The organism is Delftia sp. UME58, assembly GCF_014170385.1.
Classification (GTDB): domain Bacteria; phylum Pseudomonadota; class Gammaproteobacteria; order Burkholderiales; family Burkholderiaceae_C; genus Comamonas; species Comamonas acidovorans.
In genome coordinates, this window is sequence record NZ_LZZV01000098.1 from 92,361 (window position 1) to 109,717 (window position 17,357).

Sequence of the window (17,357 nt, forward strand, 5' to 3'; positions counted from 1 at the left end):
TGTGAATGGTGCAAAGGTAAGGCGGGGCGCCACATCTACGTCCCAGGCTCGGTGCCTTACGTGAAATCTGTGCTGACCCCGCCTCGTGTGACGATAGCGAGTCACCACGGCACCAAGATACAACGTGAAATCTAGGCAGGGTAAAAGCCTTAGTGGCAATCGGTTGCGCATCATGTGGCGGCTGCCAGCATCAGCCACCACACGAGGATGCGCCATGTGCTCTCCTGTCATCGCTGTCCACCTCCATTGCTGCGCGCACGTCCGTGATGCTGTATGGCAGCGATCACCTCGCCCATGGCGCCGCGGCGGAAGGCCAGCACGCAGACCACGAAGATCAGGCCGGTGACGATGGTCACCGACTCGCCCAGCGTGCTGAACCACTGCACGCCGGTGACGCGCGCCAGCGCCGTGCCGATGTCGCCGATCTTGTTCTCCAGCCCCACGATCACCGCCGAGCCCACGATGGGGCCCGACAGCGTGCCCAGCCCGCCCACCAGCGTCATCAGGATCACCTGGCCCGAGGCCGTCCAGTGCACGTCGGTCAGCGTGGCAAAGCCCAGCACCACGGTCTTGAGCGAACCCGCCAGGCCGGCCAGCGCGGCCGAGATCACGAAGGCCAGCAGCTTGAAGCGGTCCACGTCATAGCCCAGCGAGATCGCGCGCGGCTCGTTCTCCTTGATGGCCTTGAGCACCTGCCCGAACGGCGAGTGCACGGTGCGCACGATCAGCAGGAAGGCCAGCGCCACCACCACCAGCGTCGCGTAGTACATGGACAGGTCGCTCTCCAGGCTCAGCACGCCGAACAGCTTGCCGCGCGGCACGGCCTGCAGCCCGTCCTCGCCGCCGGTGAACGGCAGTTGCAGGCAGGCGAAGAACAGCATCTGCGCCAGCGCCAGCGTGATCATCGAGAAATAGATGCCCTGGCGGCGGATGGCGAGCCAGCCGAATACCAGGCCCAGCACCGCGCCGAAGGCGACGCCGGCGAGGATGCCCAGCTCGGGTGTGAGGCCCCAGACCTTGATGGTGTGGCCGGTGATGTAGGCCGCGCCGCCGAAGAAGGCCGCATGGCCGAACGACAGCATGCCCGTGTAGCCCAGCAGCAGGTTGAAGGCGCAGGCGAACAACGCGAAGCACATGAGCTTCATCACGAACACCGGGTAGGCGCCCATCCATGGCGCCAGCAGCAGGCCCAGCAGCAGCAGGCCGTAGCCCCATTTGGCAAACTTCTTGGAATTCATCCCCTCGCCCTCACTTCGCTTTGCCGAACAGGCCGGCGGGCCGCACCAGCAGCACGAGCACCATGATGACGAACACCACGGTGGCCGATGCCTCAGGGTAGAACACCTTGGTCAGCCCCTCGATCACGCCCAGCCCCAGGCCGGTGACGATGGCCCCCATGATCGAGCCCATGCCGCCGATCACCACCACCGCGAACACGATGATGATGAGGTTCTGCCCCATCAGCGGCGTGACCTGGTAGACCGGCGCCGCCAGCACGCCGGCAAAGGCGGCCAGCCCCACGCCGAAGGCGTAGGTGAGCGTGATCATCAGCGGCACGTTGACGCCGAAGGCCTCCACCAGGCGCGGGTTCTCGGTGCCGGCGCGCAGGTAGGCGCCCAGACGGGTCTTCTCGATCACGAACCAGGTGGCGATGCACACCACGAGCGATGCCACGACCACCCACATGCGGTAGTTGGGCAGCAGCATCACGCCGACGTTGGTGGCACCTTCGAGCAGCTCGGGCGTGTCGTAGCCCAGACCCGAGACGCCGTAGATGGAGCGGAACACGCCCTCGATCATCAGCGCCAGCCCCAGCGTGAGCAGCAGGCCATAGAGATGGTCGAGCTTGTAGATCCAGCGCAGCAGGAAGCGCTCGATCAGGGCGCCGATGGAGCCCACGATCAGCGGCGACAGCAGCAGCATCCACCAGTAGCCGACCTGGAAGTAGGTCATGGCCATCCACGTCGCCATGGCCCCCAGCATGAACAGCGCGCCGTGCGCAAAGTTGATCACATTGAGCAGGCCGAAGATGACCGCCAGCCCCAGACTGAGGATGGCATAGAACGAGCCGTTGACCAGGCCCAGCAGCAGCTGGCTCAGCATCGCGGGTATGGAGACTCCGAATATGTCCATGGGCTTCTCTCTTGAGTAATCGTCCCGCTCAGACGCCGAGCAAGGTACTGAGCAAAGGCATCTTCGCCTCCAGCTCGGACGCGCCGAACTGCTCCACGATCTGGCCGTGCTCCATCACATACAGGCGGTCGGCCAACGGCGCCGCAAAACGGAAGTTCTGCTCCACCATCACGATGGTGTAGCCCTTCTGTCGCAGGCTCACGATCATGCGCGCCAGCGCCTGCACGATCACCGGCGCCAGGCCTTCCGAGATCTCGTCGAGCAAGAGCAGCTTGGCGCCAGTGCGCAAAATGCGCGCCACCGCCAGCATCTGCTGCTCGCCGCCCGACAGGCGCGTGCCCTGGCTCTGGCGGCGCTCGGCGAGGTTGGGGAACATGGCGTAGATTTCATGAACCGACATGCCGTCGGTGCCGGTCTTGAGCGCCGGCGGCAGCATCAGGTTCTCCTCGCACGAGAGGCTGGCGAAGATGCCGCGCTCTTCGGGGCAGTAGCCCACGCCCAGGTGGGCGATGCGGTGCGTGGGCATCTGGATGGTTTCCACGCCGTTGATCTTGATCGAGCCCTTGCGCGCACCGATCAGCCCCATCACGGCGCGCATGGTCGAGGTGCGCCCTGCGCCGTTGCGGCCCAGCAGGGTCACCACCTCGCCGGGCATCACGCACATCTGCACGCCGTGCAGCACGTGCGATTCGCCATACCAGGCCTGCAGGTCGTTGATCTCGAGCGCGGGAGTCGTTGCGTTGTTCATGCTCAGTGGGCCCCTTGCAATTGGCCGTCGGTCGTGCCCATGTAGGCTTCCATCACCTGCGGGTTCTGCGATACCGTCCGGTAGTCGCCTTCCGCCAGGATGGCGCCGCGCTGCAGCACCGTGATGCGGTCGGCAATGGTGGAGATCACCTTCATGTTGTGCTCCACCATCAGGATGGTGCGGCCCGCCGACACCTTCTTGATGAGCTGGGTGACGCGGTCCACATCCTCGTGGCCCATGCCCTGCGTGGGCTCGTCGAGCAGCATCAGCTCGGGCTCCATGCCCAGCGTGGTGGCGATCTCGAGCGCACGCTTCTGGCCATAGGGCAGGTTGACGGTAACTTCGTCGGCCATGTGTGCGAGGCCCACCTCTTCGAGCAGCGCCCGGGCGCGCTCGTCCAACTGGTTGAGCGACTGTTCGCTGCGCCAGAAATGGAAGGCCGTGCCCAGGCCGCGCTGCAGGCCCACGCGCACGTTCTCCAGCAGCGTGAGGTGCGGGAAAACGGCCGAGATCTGGAACGAGCGGATCACCCCGCGCCGCGCGATCTGCGCCGGCTGCTCCTTGGTGATGTCGATGCCGTTGAAGCGGATGACGCCCTTGGTCGGCGTCAGGAACTTGGTCAGCAGGTTGAAGCAGGTGGTCTTGCCGGCGCCATTGGGGCCGATAAGCGCATGGATGGAGCCGCGCGCCACCGAAAGGTTGACGTTGCTCACCGCCGTGAAACCCCGGAACTCCTTGGTCAGGTCTTCTGTTTGCAAGATGAAATTGCTCATGCAGAGGTGCTTCATGATCGCGACAAACAGCACATCCATTTATTGGTGTGCCTCATTTTTGGTGGCCTAGGATGGCCTCCACTGCCCCATAGGCGATGCAATACGCTTGCGATTTCTCTATGGATGCTCTATGAATCAAGCGGCAGAGGGGCGCAGCGGACGGCCGAGTTTGACCAGACGCACAATGCAGTCATACTCGCAACGACAGCGCTGATTTCCAATGCCATGGACCACTTACGCCCACAGAAATCACAGTGCTGAAACTTGTAATTCAGTATTTGACCAGTGGGCATTTACCCTCGGGCAAAGGGCGGAATGCCTGATCGCCAGGAATGGTCGCGATAACTTTGTAGTAGTCCCACGGCGCCTTGGACTCACTGGGCTTCTTGACTTGCACCAAATACATGTCGTGCACCATGCGCCCATCCTCGCGGATCTTGCCATCCTTAGCAAAGAAGTCATTGATTGGCATCTTCTTCATCATCGCCATGACAGCTGCCGTGTCATCCGTGCCTGCAGCCTCGACCGCCTTAAGGTAGTGCATCACGGCCGAATACGTGCCGGCCTGGGCCATGGTTGGCATCTTGTTCATAGCCTTGAAGTACTTTTGCGACCATTCACGGCTCTCGGGTGTTCGATCCCAGTAAAAGGCGGTGGTGGCATACATACCTTGAGCAGTGTTCAGGCCCAGCGCATGCACGTCCGAAATGAATAGCATCATGGCCGCCACTTTTTGCGTGCTCGTGATGCCAAACTGGCGCGCACTCTTGATCGAGTTGATGGTGTCGTTGACCCCGTTTGCCAATGCGATGACCTGGGCCTTCGACGCCTGCGCCGTGAGCAGGAATGACGAGAGATCCGATGCATTGAGCGGGTGTTTCACCGTACCGACGATCTTTCCACCATTTTTGTCGAGCGCTGCCGAGATATCGTTCGATAGGGACTGGCCGAATGCGTAGTCAACCGCCACGATGTACCAAGTCTTGCCGCCGCCCTCAGTTACGGCCTTGACCGTGCTGTTGGCTGTGGCATAGGTGTCATAAGTGTAGTGCACCACATTCGCCGCACAGTTCTCGCCCGTGATGGTGCTGGAGCCAGCTTCGGTGTTGAGAATCACTTTGTTTTTTTCCTTGGCGACGGTGGCTACAGCGTTGTGAACCGCCGTGTTGCCCAGGCCCACTACCATGTCCACGCTTTCGCGGTCAAACCACTCTCGCGCGCGGGTAGCGCCAATGTCGGCCTTGTTTTGGTGATCCACCGAGAGCATTTCTATCGGCTTGCCCAGCACTTTGCCGCCAAAATCCTTGATCGCCATTGCGGCCGCCGCCACCGACCCCTTGCCGCCAATGTCCGCATAAGCACTGGAGGTATCGCTAATGACTCCGATCTTGACGACATTGTCGGACACACCTTGAGCATGGGCGGTAGATGCCAATCCCAGGCTTGCAAGAATGGCACTCAGACAGTGGTTGGCAGTGAATTTCATGGGAATGGTCTCCTGGTGATGTCCCGCAGCACGTCAACATGGGATGCTCCCGTCGGGAACTCGTCTCTTTTCCTGTACATGGATATGGCGCAGCGCGCCGGCTAGTGATGGCGGCATTCAGCTCATGTAGCCCCCTCTGGCGATAGCGCCTCCGCTGTTTCAGGGTCGACTGGCCCCTGCAGTTCGGCCAGGAACATGGCGCGCAGATTGAACTTCTCTATCTTTTGCGTCAGTGTGCGTGGCAACTCCGCAACCACCCGAATATGGCGCGGCCGCATGAATTTGGGCATGTGCTCTTTGCACCAGGCATGCAGCGTCTGCGAATCCAGCGACTGCTGGGCGCGGGCCACTGCATAGACCACGACATCATCCTCGTCACCTTCGCCAGCGGGTATCGCAAATGCCGCGCTCATCTCTACCGCCGGGCACTGATTGACCATGTCCTCGATGTGAAAAGACGAGATATTTTCCCCACGCACACGTATGCGATCGCCCATGCGGTCGACGAATAAAAAGCTTCCATCGGGGTTGCGACGTGCCGAATCGCCGGTATGGAACCAGAGATTGCGAAAGGCCTTGGCCGTAGCTTCCGGTTTGCCCAAATACTCGACCATCAGGTAATGTGGCAGCTTGGAGCGAAAAGCCAACTGGCCCACCTCGCCCGGCGCGCACGCGCAGTCGCGCTCGTCAAGGATGGCCGCTTCGACAAAACTCGAGGGCCACCCCATATATCCCTTGCCAACGGATTCGGCTTGATCGCAGCCAATCACATGAACGCCGTAAGCCGAGACGCGCTCACGAGTTGTCTTGGCAGACTGTCCTCTTTGATAGGGTACTGGCGAGCGGGTGCCGTCATCGGTTTCCTCGATCACGGTGAAGCACGACATGCCTGATTCAGTCTGACCAAATCCAGCAGAGACAAAATCAAAGCCAAAACGACGCGAAATTTCGGCGTGACGCTCGGGCAGCGGCTGCATATGGACTTTGCTGAGGCTGTTGTGCCGGTCGGCGTCCGAGGGTTCCGCCTTGGCCAGCCAGGAAATCATGGTGTCCACCAGCACCGCACTGGTGGCGTTGCTGAGCGTGATACGGCGCCAAAAATCACTCGGACTGAACCGATCCCAGCAAGCAAGGCCACTGCCTGCCCAGACGGCGCGCGCGACGTTGAACACTGCACCGCCAACGTGATACATGGGCAAGTCGTTGTAGACCACGTCGCCGCCATCGATCAGCTGTCGGAACAAGAAGGTGTACTGGTTCATCCAGCGGTGGCTTTGCACCACGCCCTTGGACGGGCCAGTGGTGCCCGAGGTGTAGATGATGTTGCAGACATCGTCATAGGCCAACGCCACCTCGGGCCGGCTCGCAGGCTGGGTAAGCTCGGTCCACGCGGTCTCCGCCAGCGCGCCTGCAAAGGCGACGGCGGCTTCCACCTGGTCGTGGCTGCCTTCGGGCGGGTCATACACCACCAGGTGCTCCAGGCCGGAGGTCTGGTCGGCAATGGAATTGAGCGCCGGCACCAGTGCCCGCTCCGCGATCAGCATCACCGGCCGGGTGTCGCCAATCTGGTAGGCCAGTAAACGTCCCGCCAAACCGAAGTTGATGGGGGCAAACACGGCTCCGGCCTTCCATATCCCGAACATCGCCAGCGCGCTCACCAACTGGTTGCGCATGAACACCGACACTGGCATACCCTTGCGCACCCCTGCAGCAGCCAGATTGCCTGCGATGGCATCGGTGATGCGGTCAAACTCTGCATAGCTCAGCCGAATATCGTCTTCGCCATAAAAGTAAAACTGCTGCTCGCCCTTGGATCGAGCCCAATGCGCCAGCCGCTCGGTCACCAGTTCACCGTCCTGCTGAAGTGCATGGAGCAGGGTCTGATCATCCCAGGCATCCGCCCGTGAAGCGTTGCTGTACTGGGTCATGGCGCCACCACCTTGGGAGTGTCTTTCAGCAACCGGCGTAGCACCTTGCCAGTGCCGGTGGTCGGCAACGCCTCCCGAAACTCGATCTCCCTGGGGACCTTATAGGCCGACATCTGCTCACGGCACCAGTCGATCAACTGCTGCGCGCCGACTGCCGTGCCGCCCTTGCGCAGGACGACCACGGCCTTGACAACTTGGCCTTTGAGTGGGTCGTCGATGCCAATGACCGCGACCTGTGCAACGGCAGGGTGTTTGACGACGATCGATTCGACCTCTTCAGGGAAAACGCTGTAGCCGGATACCTTGATCATCTCCTTGAAGCGCCCGGTGAAGGTGAGGTAGCCGTCGACGTCCAGCTTGCCCATGTCTCCGGTGTGTACCCAGCCGTTCCTGAGCGTGCTGGCCGTGGCTTCCGGCTTGTTCCAATACCCCTTGAAGTTTCCCTGGCTGCGCACGATCACTTCGCCGACCTCGCCCGTGGGCATGTCGTCACCCGTGCTGGCATCGATTACCCGGCACTCCACCCCGGCCACCGGTATACCGTGCGCGCCCCACTTGATGGCATCGACCGGCATCGAGGTATCCCATGTATGGGTTTCGGACATACCATAGGTCACTTCGAAAAGCTGACAGTGAGGAGCCAAACCGCGCCACTGCTGTGCCAGAGCCTCATTGATGGTGACGCCGAAACTGGTGCAGGGATTGATGCGCAGTGCGGACAGGTCGTAGTCAGCGGCATGGTCCACCTGCAGAACCGCAGCGTTCATGCTGGCCACGCTGTACCACCAGGTCACACGGTAGCCCTCCAGCGCCTGCAGCACCTGCACCGGATCGAAGCGATACAGCAGCACGCAACTGATGCCGGTGTAGATCGTCACGTTCATTCCAATCAACATGCCGGCAATGTGGTTGAGCGGCGCTACAGCCAGCATGGTGTCGTCATTGCGCACCGGGTTGTTGTCCGCGGCAGCATGCGTCTTGAACAGTGCGTTGCGGTAGGTCAGCATCGCGCCCTTGGGCAGGCCGGTCGTGCCGGACGTATAGGTCATCAGCACCACGTCGTCCATGTCCAATGCCCCTGTATCAGGTGCAGGCAGTGGCTCGGCCAGGCTATCCAGGAAATCGGTGGTGCCAGCGATCCTCCGCTTGGGCGTGCGTATTTCGTCGGGCACGTTGATGGTGGGCTGCTGCGGCAGCAGGTCAGCATAGTGCGTCAGGAATACGTGTTCGATGGCGCTCTTGGGACGCGCGGCCTGCACGGTGTCATACAGCACATCGGCCGCCACAATGACCTTGGCACCCAAGTCGGACAGTTGATATTCCAGCTCATGGCCCTTGAACAGCGGGCTGCAAGGGCCGACCACCGCACCCAGCTTCTGTATGCCCATGTGCGCGATCACATACTGCGGGCAGTTCTGCATGAACAATGCCACCCTATCGCCTTTGACCACGCCCAGTTTGTGCAACTGGGCGGCGAAGGTGTCGCTCATCGCATCGAGCTGGCCATAGCTGATGGCGGTGCCATACCAGACGAAGGCCGCTTTTTCCGGTTGCTGCCGTGCATGTTGGCGCAGATACTCATGCAGTGGCTTTTCTTGCTGACGATATGCAATGCTGGTCATGCTGTCTCCGGTACTTGCTTTTTCAATTCACCGATCACGGGCGATGTATAAAGGCGCACTGGTTCTTCACCACGGCGACACCCCAGAGGCAGCACGCCCTGGCTGGGCCGGGGGCAGCCTCGCCAGCATGGCGAGCAACCATTCGCGGGTCTGTGCCGGATCGATCACATCGTCAATCTCGTTGTAGCTGGCCACATTCAATGCTTGGCCCTGCGCATAGATTTCATCGGTTCTGGCTTTGAAGAAAGCATCTTTTTCGGCGGGATCCTCCAGCGCTTCCAACTCCCTGCGATAGGCCAGGCGCACCGCGCCATCTATGCCCATGGGGCCCAACTCTCCAGTGGGCCATGCCACCGTGGCCACGGGGGCGAGCGAGTTGCCTCCCAGCATGGCCTGTGCCCCCAGGCCATAGGCTTTGCGCAGGATGATGGCCAGCACCGGCACCTTGATATGGCTGGCAGTGACAAAGATGCGCGCCAAATGGCGGACTGCAGCCGTCTTCTCGCTCTCCGGGCCTACCATGAAGCCCGGCGTATCGCATAGCGACACCACCGGCAGGCCATAGCTGTCGCACAGTTCCAGAAAGCGGGAGATCTTGTCCGCACTGTTCGAGTCAAGGGCACCGCCAAGATGGCTGCCATCATTGGCGATCACGCCCACGGCCTGGCCCTGCAAACGCGCAAAACCGGTCACCACGCTGCGGCCAAAATGCTCGCGCAACTCCAGAAAACTGGCTTCGTCAAATAACGTGTGAACCACCTGCCGCACGTCATAGCCTTTGACGCGGTTCTCCGGCACCATGGCACGCAGCCTGCGCTGATCCGCCGCCAGGCCCGGCTCCACCCTACCCTGCACGAAGCCCAGGTAGGTTTTGGCCAGTTCAATGGCCGCGGTCTCATCCCTGGCCACCAGATCAATGACGCCGTTCTTGGTCTGCACCTCGACCGGCCCCACTTCATCGGCATGGACCTGGCCCAGGCCGCCGCCGTCGATCATCGCCGGCCCCGCCATGCCAATGCTGGCGTCTTGCGTGGCGATGATGACATCACAGCAGCCGAGCAAGGCCGCATTGCCTGCGAAGCAGCGGCCCGAGACCATGCCTATGGTAGGCACCTTCCCCGACAGCCGAGCCATGTGGGCAAAGGTGGTGAACTCCAGACCCGAGACGCCCACATAGTCTGTATCCCCCGGCCGGCCTCCACCACCTTCTGCAAACAGGATGAAGGGCACGCCCAACCGCTCGCAGGTATGGACGATGCGATCCATTTTGCGGTGCGCCATAAAACCCTGGGTTCCGGCAAATACCGTGTAGTCATAGGCCATGACCGCGCAACGTGCACGGTCGGCGCCGAACCACTGGCCGTTGACCGTGCCCAGGCCGGTCAACGTGCCATCGGCCGGACTCAGGCGAAGCAATTCTTCTTCGCTGCGCCGGCTGCGCTGCATGGCCAGCGTCAAGCCGCCATATTCGACAAAGCTGCCGGCATCGAGCAAGTGCTCCAGATTCTCGCGCGCCGTGTTCTTGCCATGGCGTCGGCGCTTGGCCACCGCTTCGGGACGCGCCGCATCCAGCAAACCCTGCTTGCGGTGCTGCACCTGGGCCAGGTCGGCTCGGATGTGGTCAGGATCGCTCTGCTCCAGAGCCTGCGTCAACGCATCGGCGGCGGCATCGGGCAGGACCCACCCCAGCAGTGCGCCCGCGGCCACCACCTCGCCCAGCAGCCCGGCCCTTGCGACAAAACGACCGCCTTGCGCAGTGCCAACGCTGTGCTCCAGCTTCATCGCCTCCAGCACGGCAACGGATGCTCCGCAGGCTTGCAGCCGGTCTGCATCGGTCTCGACAAAGATCAGTTTGCCGCGCATCGGCGCCCGCACGGCATATGCGCCGGCAGGCACCTCCGGCTCACTGCTGATAGCCTGCGCCGTGGCAACAGCCGGACTGCCAAGGCGTCGGCTGCGCTCATCAGCCAGCTTGGCGGCGGCAGCGTGCAATTGGGCCGAACAGCGCTCCACATAGGTGGTATCGACCTGCCCGCGCAACAGTTGCGGGTCCTGCAACAGCGCGCGAAGGTAATCCATATTCGTCTCCACCCCCGCGATGCGAAACTCGGTCAGCGCGCGGTCAGCCTTCGCACAAAGCACTTCCAGCCGTGTCGGCCCGCTCACGATCACCTTGGCCAGTAGCGAATCGAAATTACCGGTGGTCTCGTAGCCGGTATAGCCAAAAGTGTCTACCCGCACGCCGGGCCCCGATGGCGGCTCGAAGGCCGACAAGGTGCCGCCGGTAGGAAATGCCTGTGCATCCGCCTGCATGGATTCCATGTTGACGCGAGCCTGTATGGCGAACATCTGCGGCAGGCGCGGCGCCTGTGTCAGCCCGAGTTCACCCAGGCTCACCCCCTGGGCTAGGGCAAATTGCAAGGCCACCAGATCAAGGCCGGTGATGGCCTCGGTGACCGTATGCTCGACCTGCAGCCTGGGATTGCATTCGATGAAGATGTAGCGACCACTGTCTCCATCCACAAGGAACTCCACCGTTCCGAGCCCGCGGTAGTTCAGCGAGGCCGCCAGGCGGCAGGCATCAGAGGTCAGGCGCTCGCGCAGTTCGGCGCCGATGAAGGGGCTGGGCGCTATTTCCAGCAACTTCTGGTGCCTGCGCTGCAGCGTGCAGTCGCGCTCGAAAAGGTGCTGTACCGCGCCGCTGCCATCGCCAACGATTTGCACCTCGATATGGCGAGCGCCGGTAATCAACTGCTCCACATAGACGTCGCCTTTGCCAAAGGCCGTCAGGGCTTCAGAGCTGCAGCGCCGGTAGGCGCTGGCCAGCTCATCTGGCCGCATCACCGCACGCATGCCACGCCCACCACCGCCGGCCACGGCCTTGAGCATGATGGGGCCGCCCAACTGCTGCATGAATTCGGTTGCCTGCTCGAGCGTTGTGGCGCCTTGCGTACCCTGGGCCACCGGCACTTGCTCACGCAATGCCAAGGCCCTGGCCCGGCTCTTGTCGCCAAAGGTCTCCAGCGCCTGGACGGAGGGGCCGATAAAACAGATACCCGCCTCGTGGCAAGCTGTGGCGAATGTGGCGTTCTCGCTTAAAAAGCCGTAGCCGGGATGGATGGCATCACAATCCTCCTGGCGCGCAATCTCCAGCAGATGCTCTATGTCCAGATAGACCTTGGCACCTTCCACACCCAGCGCGCGTGCGCTGTCAGACGCCTGCCGGTGCATCGATGCCGCATCGTCGCTGGAATAGACTGCCACGGTCTTGATGCCCAGATCGGCCGCCGTGCGTGCGATGCGCACCGCGATTTCGCCTCGGTTGGCAATCAATACCTTGTGCATGCTTCATCCTTCACTTGTGTAGATAGCCGAAAGCCCGGGGGCTTTCATGATCCGGTTGTGGCAAGCCCGCTCAGCAAGCCTGACTGACGAACTTGGTGCTCAAATAGAACTCGAGCGCGTCCGCCCCGCCCTCGCTGGCATAGCCCGAGTCCTTGACGCCACCAAAGGGCTGCTCCGGAAAGCCCATCGCAATCGAGTTGATGCCCACCAGACCACTCTCGACCTGGCTCTTGAAGGTTTCTGCGCGCAGCGCCGAGCTGGTGAACACATAGGCCGCCAAGCCCCAAGGCAGGCGATTGGCCTCCTCCAGCACCTGCTCGTCGGTATCAAAGCGTGCAAAGGCCGCAATAGGCCCAAAGGGCTCTTCGTTGAAGACGCGGGCATCCCGGGGCACATCAGCCAATACGGTCGCCGGATAGAAATAGCCCTTACCATGGGGCGTAACGCCACCGGTCACCAAGCGCGCGCCCTTGGCCAGCGCATCATCGACCAGCGCCTGCATCGCCGCCACGCGACGCGGGTTGGCCAGTGGCCCCATGCGGGTGGATTTCTCCAGTCCATTGCCAGTGGCATAGCTCTCTGCCAGACGCTGGAAAGCGGCCACAGATTCGTCATAGATCGCCGACTGGACCAGAAAACGCGAGGGCGAAATGCAGGCCTGACCTGCGTTCCAGAATTTCTGTACCGCCAGCAACTTGACGGCGCGCGGCAGATCTGCGTCATCGCAGATGATGGCTGGCGCATGGCCTCCCAGCTCCATCGATACGCGCTTCATTTCTGCACCGGCCTGGGCGCTGAGCAGCTTGCCCACCGCCGTGGAGCCGGTGAAAGAAATCTTGCGGATCACCGGTGAAGCAATCAAGTGCTGCGATATCTCAGCTGGCACCCCAAAGACCAAGTTGATCACTCCCGCCGGCAGCCCGGCTTCGGTCAGCAGCGCCACGAAGCGGGCCAGCGCCACCGGCGTCTCTTCGGAGCCCTTGACAATGATGGAGCAACCAGCCGCCAAGGCCGCCGCTATCTTGCGCACCGCCTGGTTGATCGGAAAGTTCCAGGGCGTGAAAGCCGCCACCGGACCGACCGGCTCGTGCAATACATACTGGCGCAGTTCGGGCGAACGCGGGGCGATCACGCTGCCATAGACACGCCGAGCTTCTTCTGCAAACCATTCCAGCACCTCACTGGCGCCAGACACCTCAACCCTGGCCTCAACCAGGCGCTTCCCCTGCTCGTGCACCAGCATTACGGCCATCTCTTCGGCATGTTTGCGGACCAGCGCAGCTGCTTTGCGCAAGAAGGCAGACCGCTCCATGGCCGAACTTTTACGCCAGGCGGTAAAACCGCTTCGCGAAGAAGCCAGTGCATCATCCAGATCTGCCATGCTGGCTTTGGCCACCTTGCCAATCACGCCTTCATCAGCAGGATTGACGATGTCCAGCCATTGGGCATCACCGGCATCACGCCATTGCCCGTCAATGAGCAATTGGATTTGATAATTCATATCAAGCTCCTTGAGGCAATCAATACTGCAAAATCGCACGGCCCGTTACCTTGCCGGAGCGCAGAGCGTCGAGCACGGACTGGACATCGCTCAGTTGGTGGCTACTGAGCGGCAAAGGGGGAAGTACGCCTTTCTTGGCCAGTTCCACCAGCTCCCGCATCTCTCCCAGGGAGCCAACATAGGAACCGCCGATGGAGATGGAGCGCATCGGCAGACAGGGCAGTTGCAAGCTGGCACTGCCGCCAAACAGGCCCACGATCACGATCGTGCCCCCCTTGCCCACCACGGCATTGGCAAATTCGAAGGTGGATGTGGCACCGACAAAGTCGATCACCGCAGCAATACCCTCGGGGGTGGAGCGCGCCAAGGTTTTGGCAGCATCTGTCTGCGTCGGATCGACCACTTGGCTGGCACCGGCGTCCAGCGCTGCCTGCCGCTTGGCCGGGTCGATGTCCACCACAATCGGCCCCAGACCATGCAACGCTTTTGCCAGCGCTACAGCCGCGAGCCCCACGCCACCCGCACCGATGATCACCAGCGGTGCTTTTTCAGTTGCATTGGGCACTTTCTTCAGGGCTGAATATGCGGTCAAGCCTGAGCACGCCAGCGTGGCAGCAAATTGCGCACCAATGCCGCTATGGTCAAGCAGATACTTGGGGTGGGGTACGCGCACATGGGTGCTGAAGCCGCCGTCTCGAGTGGTCCCCAGGCTTTCGGGACGGGCACACAGATGCTCATCACCCCGAGCACACAACGCGCACTGGCCACAGCCGATCCAGGGAAAGACAATCACGGAGCTCCCCAGTGCGCAATCTGCCTCCGACCCCTTGGCAGCCACGGTGCCGACCATCTCGTGGCCCAGTGTGCGAGGCGGCTTGAGGACTTTCTCCAAGCCAAAGCGCCGGCCCTCACCCAAATCGAAGAACCCCTCGGCCATGTGCAGATCGCTATGGCATACGCCACAGGCACTGATGCGCACCAGTACTTCACTGCCCTGCGGCGGCGCGATGGCGCGGCGCGCCAGTTGCAACGGTTTGCCAAAGTCCACCACCTGGTAGCTCAGTTGCTCGTCGTCATGGTCCTTGCTTTGTGTTGAGTCCAGCATCTTTTCTCCTGCGGTATGTACGGCTAAGTCACTGCATCGCCAAACTGCGTGCATTGCTTCAAGACCGTCTAGAACCGAAAGATACCAATCAGTATCAATTGATACCATCAGGGAAATCACGGATACTTCCTGTCATGCAAAATCCTGCAGTCGCCTCCGCTTTGGGTGGAGGCGCCATGGCAGCAGGATGGAGCCCTCAAGGAGAAATCAGCAGTGCAGTCTCAGCGGACCGAACCCGGCGTCAGCGACGCAAAACACCAACTCCTGGAATACAAAGACAATTTGATCCTCAACGCTGCGGCGGAGTTGTTCTACAAGCGTGGCTTCAAAAGCGCGACGCTGGACGACATTGCGGCTTCGCTGGGCGTGACCAAGCCCTTTATTTACAAGCGCTTCAAGTCCAAACATGATCTGCTTGAGCGCCTGTTCGACAAGGTGTTTTCAGATCTGTATGCAACCGTCAGCCAATGCGAACAATTGGAGGATCAAGATCCTGTTAGACGCTTTGAATATTTCATCCGGGCATACACTCGCGATAAAATTGAGCTAAGCACCTTTTCCGCCATTCTTCTCGAGGAGGAGAAGAATCTGAGTCCAGAAAAAATTGCAGATATACGCAATAAATACCACGAGTTTGACGCCCTAGTGACCCGGCTCATCTGCAATGGCATTAGTGCTGGAGTTTTTCATACCGACAACGCAAAAATCACAGCATTTGCCATTAGCGGCATGATCCAATGGACGCACCGCTGGTACCAGCCAAATGGCAAGCTATCGATCGACGAGTTGTGCCAGGAAATGACTCATATGGCATTGCGACTCGTAGGCTGGAACGGTAAATATGTATGCCTCGAGAGCTTATAAGAGCTAGGGAAGGTCTGCAAAACCTCAGCCCCCAAGCCCGACCATCCAGGACAATGACGCCATGGACCAATTCACCCTAGGCTTGGACCCGCTGCCCAAGAAGACCCGCAAGGAAGTCTTGCTTGATGAGATGAACTAGGTCGTACCCTGGTCTGCACTGGTGGCACTCATTGCTCCTTTTGCTCGTGGCGCGCACCAGGCTTTGGGCGGGCGCCCACCATTTCCCATCGAAACCATGCTTCGTATCCACTGCCTGCAGCTGTGGTGGAACCTCAGCGATCCGGCCATGGAAGACGAACTGCATGAACGGCCCTTGTACCGCCGCTTTGCAGGTCTGGACGGCTCTGCGCGCATGCCCGACGAGACCACCATCCTGCGCTTTCGCCATCTGCTGGACAAGCACCAACTGGCGCCCCAGGTGCTGTCCACCATCAACGCCACGCTGGCCCAGCAAGGCCTGATGCTCAAGACCGGAACCATCGTGGATGCCACCATCATTGCGGCGCCCAGTTCGACCAAGAACAAGGAGGGTGAACGTGATCCCGAGATGCATCAGACCAAGAAGGGCAACGAATGGCATTTTGGAATGAAGGCGCATATCGGTGTGGATGCCGAATCGGGTTTGGTGCATACGGTCATCGGCACCGCCGCCAACGTCAGCGACGTGACACAGGCTGCAAGCTTGCTGCATGGACAGGAGCAGCATGCCTGGGGTGATGCCGGTTACCAGGGAGTGGACAAGCGCGAAGAATCGCAAGGCAGCAAGACGCAATGGCATGTGGCGATGCGTCCGGGCAAGCGCCGTGCACAAGAACACATCGCGACTGACGATGCTGTTTGCACTGAGCAATCTGTGGATGGCACGCAAGCGCATCATGAGTGCGCAGGGATATAGGTGCGTCTGAATGGTGCCGAAGTGGCGCCGTGAGGCCTGAAAAGGTCTTCTAACGTTGCTGACGGGTCCGAAAAGGCTGGCTTGCAGAGTCGTTGGGCAAGTTACACCGGCTGTGGCGTCAGGCGGGCCTGTTGAATGGGGTTTTGCAGACCTTCCATAGCTCAGAGCGTTTGTTTATTATGTAACTAACTTCAGTTCCAGATGACTAGCAGGCGTCGCGTCGGTTCAGGCGCTGAAAGCGCCGTCGATCGTGTGCATCGCCCCTGTCACGAAGTCCGCTTCCGGTCCCGCCAGCCAGGCGACCATTCCCGCCACTTCTTCAGGCCGCCCGTACCGCTTGATGGCCATGAAGCCGTACAACAACTCCTGCATCGGTCCGTCCGCCGGTGTTGCGTCGGTATCGATTGGCCCTGGTTGAACGACATTCACCGTGATCCCGCGTGGCCCGAAATCGCGCGCCAGCCCTCGCGCCAGGCCCTGCATGGCGGACTTGCTCAACGCGTATGAGGCCAGACCAGCCATGGGAATGCGCTCACCGTTCACAGAACCGATCACGATGATCCGCCCGCCCTTTGGCATCCGCCGCGCCGCCTCGACTGAGGCATGATAGGGCGCGTGGATATTGATCTGGAACAGCCGGTCGATCGCGTCCGGGTCCTGTTCCAACGGGTCGCCGAAAACACCGATGCCGGCATTCACCACGAGAACATCCAACGGCCCGCTCTCGCGCACCAGCGCGATGACCGCGTTCCGGTCGGCGCTGTCGGTCATGATCGCCGTGCTGCCCGTTTCGCTAGCCAACTGCTCCGCAGCCTCACGAGATGCGGCATAGGTGAAGGTGACGGTTGCGCCGTCGGCCACGAAGCGCCGCACGATCGCCGCCCCTATTCCCCGACTGCCGCCGAGCACCAGAACGGACTTTCCTTGAAATGTGGCCATGAGACTCTCCTTGAAATA

General features: G+C 61.1%; 12 protein-coding genes and 1 pseudogene. 2 read left to right on the plus strand and 11 right to left on the minus strand.

The window, feature by feature from the left end; genetic code table 11:
* Window positions 1–227: 227 nt before the first annotated feature.
* From A9976_RS24950 to A9976_RS24995, 10 genes are all read right to left on the minus strand, one after another.
* On the minus strand, window positions 228–1,238 hold the full coding sequence (locus tag A9976_RS24950) for a branched-chain amino acid ABC transporter permease (RefSeq protein WP_183021222.1): 1,011 nt from the start codon (window positions 1,236–1,238) through the stop codon (window positions 228–230).
* Window positions 1,239–1,248: 10 nt separating this feature from the next.
* A complete protein-coding gene (locus A9976_RS24955; protein WP_183021223.1) occupies window positions 1,249–2,133 on the minus strand; it encodes a branched-chain amino acid ABC transporter permease in 885 nt (294 codons plus the stop codon).
* A gap of 28 nt (window positions 2,134–2,161) precedes the next feature.
* On the minus strand, window positions 2,162–2,881 hold the full coding sequence (locus A9976_RS24960; protein ID WP_183021224.1) for an ABC transporter ATP-binding protein: 720 nt from the start codon (window positions 2,879–2,881) through the stop codon (window positions 2,162–2,164).
* A gap of 2 nt (window positions 2,882–2,883) precedes the next feature.
* Window positions 2,884–3,654 carry an ABC transporter ATP-binding protein gene (locus tag A9976_RS24965; RefSeq protein WP_183021225.1) on the minus strand — a complete coding sequence of 257 codons (771 nt, stop codon included), beginning with the start codon at window positions 3,652–3,654 and terminating at the stop codon, window positions 2,884–2,886.
* A 271-nt stretch (window positions 3,655–3,925) separates the two neighbouring features.
* Window positions 3,926–5,140: an ABC transporter substrate-binding protein gene (locus A9976_RS24970; protein WP_183021226.1), complete on the minus strand. Its 1,215-nt coding sequence runs from the start codon at window positions 5,138–5,140 to the stop codon at window positions 3,926–3,928.
* 122 nt (window positions 5,141–5,262) lie between these two features.
* Window positions 5,263–7,068 carry a class I adenylate-forming enzyme family protein gene (locus tag A9976_RS24975; protein WP_183021227.1) on the minus strand — a complete coding sequence of 602 codons (1,806 nt, stop codon included), beginning with the start codon at window positions 7,066–7,068 and terminating at the stop codon, window positions 5,263–5,265.
* On the minus strand, window positions 7,065–8,690 hold the full coding sequence (locus A9976_RS24980; RefSeq protein ID WP_183021228.1) for an AMP-binding protein: 1,626 nt from the start codon (window positions 8,688–8,690) through the stop codon (window positions 7,065–7,067). Before A9976_RS24980 ends, A9976_RS24975 begins: the two co-directional genes overlap by 4 nt.
* Window positions 8,691–8,756: 66 nt before the next feature.
* A complete protein-coding gene (locus A9976_RS24985; RefSeq protein WP_183021229.1) occupies window positions 8,757–12,035 on the minus strand; it encodes a carboxyl transferase domain-containing protein in 3,279 nt (1,092 codons plus the stop codon).
* A gap of 70 nt (window positions 12,036–12,105) precedes the next feature.
* Window positions 12,106–13,536: an NAD-dependent succinate-semialdehyde dehydrogenase gene (locus A9976_RS24990; RefSeq protein WP_183021230.1), complete on the minus strand. Its 1,431-nt coding sequence runs from the start codon at window positions 13,534–13,536 to the stop codon at window positions 12,106–12,108.
* A gap of 19 nt (window positions 13,537–13,555) precedes the next feature.
* The gene (locus A9976_RS24995; RefSeq protein WP_183021231.1) at window positions 13,556–14,761 is read right to left on the minus strand and encodes an alcohol dehydrogenase; all 1,206 of its coding nucleotides are present in this window, start codon (window positions 14,759–14,761) and stop codon (window positions 13,556–13,558) included.
* 93 nt (window positions 14,762–14,854) lie between these two features.
* On the opposite strand from A9976_RS24995, the gene A9976_RS25000 reads away from it, so the two are divergent.
* Together A9976_RS25000 and A9976_RS25005 are read left to right on the plus strand one after the other, a co-directional pair.
* On the plus strand, window positions 14,855–15,505 hold the full coding sequence (locus A9976_RS25000; RefSeq protein ID WP_183021232.1) for a TetR/AcrR family transcriptional regulator: 651 nt from the start codon (window positions 14,855–14,857) through the stop codon (window positions 15,503–15,505).
* Window positions 15,506–15,566: 61 nt separating this feature from the next.
* Window positions 15,567–16,410: pseudogene (locus A9976_RS25005) on the plus strand (IS5 family transposase).
* 215 nt (window positions 16,411–16,625) lie between these two features.
* Here A9976_RS25005 and bdcA read toward each other — a convergent pair.
* Complete coding sequence (gene bdcA, locus A9976_RS25010) at window positions 16,626–17,339, minus strand: SDR family oxidoreductase (RefSeq protein ID WP_183021233.1); 714 nt, start codon at window positions 17,337–17,339, stop codon at window positions 16,626–16,628.
* Window positions 17,340–17,357 lie beyond the last annotated feature (18 nt).

What these genes read in the sequence shown, in the direction of transcription:
- A9976_RS24950 (WP_183021222.1), bottom strand. Translation starts at nt 1,238, where the DNA reads ATGAATTCCAAGAAGTTTGCCAAATGGGGCTACGGCCTGCTGCTGCTG.
- A9976_RS24955 (WP_183021223.1), bottom strand. Translation starts at nt 2,133, where the DNA reads ATGGACATATTCGGAGTCTCCATACCCGCGATGCTGAGCCAGCTGCTG.
- A9976_RS24960 (WP_183021224.1), bottom strand. Translation starts at nt 2,881, where the DNA reads ATGAACAACGCAACGACTCCCGCGCTCGAGATCAACGACCTGCAGGCC.
- A9976_RS24965 (WP_183021225.1), bottom strand. Translation starts at nt 3,654, where the DNA reads ATGAGCAATTTCATCTTGCAAACAGAAGACCTGACCAAGGAGTTCCGG.
- A9976_RS24970 (WP_183021226.1), bottom strand. Translation starts at nt 5,140, where the DNA reads ATGAAATTCACTGCCAACCACTGTCTGAGTGCCATTCTTGCAAGCCTG.
- A9976_RS24975 (WP_183021227.1), bottom strand. Translation starts at nt 7,068, where the DNA reads ATGACCCAGTACAGCAACGCTTCACGGGCGGATGCCTGGGATGATCAG.
- A9976_RS24980 (WP_183021228.1), bottom strand. Translation starts at nt 8,690, where the DNA reads ATGACCAGCATTGCATATCGTCAGCAAGAAAAGCCACTGCATGAGTAT.
- A9976_RS24985 (WP_183021229.1), bottom strand. Translation starts at nt 12,035, where the DNA reads ATGCACAAGGTATTGATTGCCAACCGAGGCGAAATCGCGGTGCGCATC.
- A9976_RS24990 (WP_183021230.1), bottom strand. Translation starts at nt 13,536, where the DNA reads ATGAATTATCAAATCCAATTGCTCATTGACGGGCAATGGCGTGATGCC.
- bdcA (WP_183021233.1), bottom strand. Translation starts at nt 17,339, where the DNA reads ATGGCCACATTTCAAGGAAAGTCCGTTCTGGTGCTCGGCGGCAGTCGG.